We start from the raw sequence: 3,409 nt of genomic DNA, 5'->3' as shown, positions 1-3,409 counted from the left end.
CTCGCCGGCCGGCTTCCCGCCGAGCACCGCGGCCCCGCCGGCGGATCCGCACCCGGCTGGCGCTGCTCACGGTGATCGCGATCCTCGGTTGCGCCGCCGGCGGCGGGTGGTTCGACACCGCGCTGCGACGGGTGCCGGCGCTGACCGGCTACCCGGATCGACCGCCCGCGGCCGGCGGCACCACCTGGTTGCTGGTCGGCTCCGACCGGCGGGACGACCTCACCGCCGCCGAGCAACAGCGATTCGGTACCGGCGACGACGCCGGACCGGGCCACGCCGACACCGTACTGCTGGTACACCTACCGGGCGTCGGGTCGCGGGCGGCGCCCACCACGGTGGTGTCGATCCCGCGCGACTCCTATCTGCCGATCCCCGGCTACGGCACCGACAAGATCAACGCCGCGTTGACGCTGGGCGGAGCGCCGCTGGTGGCCCGCACGGTCGAGACGGCGACCGGGCTCCGGCTGGATCACTACGTCGAGCTGGGCTTCGGCGGCCTCGCCGCGGTGGTGGACGCGCTCGGCGGAATCGCCATCTGCCTGACCGATCCGGTCGACGACCCGCTGGCCGACATCATCCGGCCGGCCGGCTGCCAACACCTCGACGGGCGGGCGGCGCTGGGCTACGTCCGCAGCCGCGCCACCCCGCGCGCGGACCTGGATCGGATAGCGCACCAGCGACTCTTCCTGTCCGCGCTGCTCGACCGCGTCACCAGCCCGCCCGTCTGGCTCAATCCTTGGCGGTGGTACGCCGTCCCGCACACCGTCGCCGGTGCGCTCACCGTCGATCCGAGCACCCACGGGTGGGACCTGGCCCGGCTGGGTTGGGCGCTGCGCGGTGCCCCCACCGAGCTGACCGTGCCGATCGGCGGGTTCGAGGACACCGACGCCGGCGATGTCGTGGTCTGGGACGACGAGGCGGCCGGACGGCTGTTCTCGGCCCTGCGCGGCGATCGCCCGGTGCCGCGGCAACTCCTCGAGTAATCACAGTCGTCAGCACACGCGGAATAGCCCGTGTGGTTTACCGGTACGAGTTGGAATCCACTACTCGTCCACCCTGAACGTTGTTAGGAAACCCTTGCCTGAGTAAGCATTACCTTCGGCGACAGCCACGATAGTCGAGCGTACGCTTACGTTTATGAGCGAGAAGGACAGCACCACAACAAAATTCCACGGGCTCATCCAGGAACAGATCTACAACGAATTCACCGCTGCGCAGCAATACACCGCGGTCGCAGTCTATTTCGACGGAATGGACTTGCCGCAGCTGGCAGGGTTTTTCTACCGCCAGGCGGCCGAAGAGCGCAATCACGCGATGATGCTCGTGCAGTACCTGCTCGACCGCGACATCCCCGTCGAGATCCCCGGTGTCGGCCCGGTGCGTAACCAGTTCGACGCGCCCCGAGACGCGGTAGCGCTGATGCTCGACGCGGAGCGCACGGTCACCGACCAGGTCGGCCGGCTGGCCACCGTCGCCCGCGACGAAGGCGACTACCTGGGCGAGCAGTTCATGCAGTGGTTCCTGCGTGAGCAGGTGGAAGAGGTGGCGGTGATGACCACCCTGCTGCGGGTCGCCGACCGGGCCGGCCACAACATGTTCGACCTGGAGAACTTCATCGCCCGCGAGGTCGCCACCCCGCCGTCGGCGGAAGCCGGCACACCACGCATCGCCGGCGGCGCGCTAGTCCCGGCCGGCCCGCCCGTCGCCTAACCAGGCCTTGGTGCGGGCCGGATGGTTGGTGGCGATCCACGCCACGCCGATGTCGCGGCAGAAGCGCACGTCCTCGTACCGATCGACGGTCCAGCAGTACAACGACCGACCCTGAGCCGCAGCCAGATCCACCAGCTGCGGATGATCGCGAAGCGTCGCGATCGACGGACCGATCGCGGTGGCGCCGACGGTGGTGGCGGCGCCACCGCGCAGATACCGGGAGGCGGCTCCGAGCAACACCGTCGGCAGTAGCGGCGCCGCCCGGCGCACCCGCCAGACGGCGGCGGCCGAGAACGACATCACCACCGCGCGGGCCCGGGCCGCCGACGCCGGCTTGGCGATCCCGAACCGGTTCAGCAGCGCGAGCACCTCACGTTCCACCAGCGCGCCGTAGCGGACCGGGTGCTTGGTCTCGACGAAGACCTTCACCGGGCGGTGCCAGTCCAACACCAGTGAGAGCAGCGCGTCCAACGTCAGCAAGCCGGTGTCCGGCAACGCGCCCGACGAGGAGCCGTAGTCCAGCTGGCTCAGCTGCGCCAAGGTCATGTCGCTGACCACCCCGGACCCGGTGGACGTGCGGTCGACCCTGCGGTCGTGCACGCAGACCAGGTGGCCGTCCCGGGTGAGTCGTACGTCGCACTCGACGCCGTCGGCGCCCTCGCTCAGCGCCAGGTCATAGGCGGCCAGGGTGTGCTCCGGACGCGCACCGGATGCCCCCCGGTGGGCCACGACGAAGGGGTGTCCGGCCAGTACCTCGTCGGCCGACGTCATGGCTCTATGCTGCCGGTTCCCGGTCCCCGGACTCAAGCACACCCGGCTGCCCCGCCGTGTCCGGCCGCTGCGTCGGGTCTGCGGCCGGCCGGGGCAGCGCCTCCGAGGCTGCATCCGGGTCGGGCTGTCGCACCGAGACCGGCGAGCCGGCGCCGTCGGCGGCCACCACCACCCAGTGATGCGCGGGCCGGTCCACCGCGCGGCGTTCGAAGCCCCGCACGACCCGTGCCAGGGCAACCACCGTGATCACCGCCAGCAGGTAGCCCAGCAGCATCGTCTCGGTGTTGTTGGCGATGCCCTGGGCGCTCCGCGCCCACCTGGTCACGGTGGCGAACGCCGACAACAGCGTGCTCGCCACCCACAGCAGCCACCACACCACGATCGGCTTCCGCAGCCGCGCCGACTGCCCTTCACGGGCGGCCAGCTCGATGAGGTATACCGGCGCCCAGAACAGGTTGACCAGCGGAACCAGACAACCCGCCCACAGCGCCCAGCTGGGTCGGGTCTCGGGTTGCCGCTCGCGGGCGAATACGGCGGCTCGCCGGGCGATCAGCCAGCGGGTCAACACCGCCGCACAGCCGATCACCGCCAGCAGCGCAGCCAAGCTGGCCAGTCGGCTCAGCCAGACCGCCACGCCGGCCACGACGGGATGGAGCAGCATGCCGCGGTTGATCAGCAGCAGGCCGTAGACGATCAGCTGCATCAACGCGGCGAAACCCAGCGCCGCACCGGTACCGACCAGGGTGGTGTGCACCGACTCGACCGACCGAACGCGGCGCCCCGCCGCCTCGGCCGCCGGGGGGATGTCGGATTGATCCACCGGGCTCCACCGGGGCAGCTGGTCCAGCAGGCTCCACCGGGGCATCTCCCGGTAGCGCGGCGGCGGACCCGGCCGGTGGGGTCTGATCCCGAATCGGCGCGCAACCGG

4 protein-coding genes are annotated in these 3,409 nt (G+C 70.9%); 2 read left to right on the top strand and 2 right to left on the bottom strand.

Going from position 1 to position 3,409, the window contains the following annotated elements; translation table 11 throughout:
• Together AC2VNT_RS02715 and AC2VNT_RS02710 are read left to right on the top strand one after the other, a co-directional pair.
• Nucleotides 1-983 (top strand): LCP family protein (locus AC2VNT_RS02715; RefSeq protein ID WP_486945392.1); only part of this gene is annotated, 983 nt, incomplete at its 5' end.
• 154 nt (nt 984-1,137) lie between these two features.
• Nucleotides 1,138-1,710, top strand: coding sequence for a ferritin (locus AC2VNT_RS02710; RefSeq protein WP_486945391.1), 573 nt, complete (start codon nt 1,138-1,140; stop codon nt 1,708-1,710).
• On the opposite strand, the gene AC2VNT_RS02705 is transcribed toward AC2VNT_RS02710, so the two are convergent.
• Entirely contained in the window at nt 1,681-2,481 is an 801-nt protein-coding gene (locus AC2VNT_RS02705) for a glycerophosphodiester phosphodiesterase (RefSeq protein ID WP_486945390.1), read from the bottom strand. The two genes, AC2VNT_RS02710 and AC2VNT_RS02705, sit on opposite strands and share 30 nt — an antisense overlap.
• Nucleotides 2,482-2,485: 4 nt before the next feature.
• The coding region (locus tag AC2VNT_RS02700; protein ID WP_486945389.1) for a DUF4328 domain-containing protein at nt 2,486-3,409 on the bottom strand (924 nt) is incomplete at its 5' end.

The sequence above is a fragment of the Mycobacterium sp. TH-M15 genome (assembly GCF_057473705.1).
The sequence above is the reverse complement of the archived record's forward strand: the minus strand, read 5'-3'. Positions and strand labels throughout refer to the sequence as shown.

Excerpts from the sequence above, each read along its gene's own strand:
- AC2VNT_RS02710 (WP_486945391.1), top strand. The coding sequence starts at position 1,138 with ATGAGCGAGAAGGACAGCACCACAACAAAATTCCACGGGCTCATCCAG.
- AC2VNT_RS02705 (WP_486945390.1), bottom strand. The coding sequence starts at position 2,481 with ATGACGTCGGCCGACGAGGTACTGGCCGGACACCCCTTCGTCGTGGCC.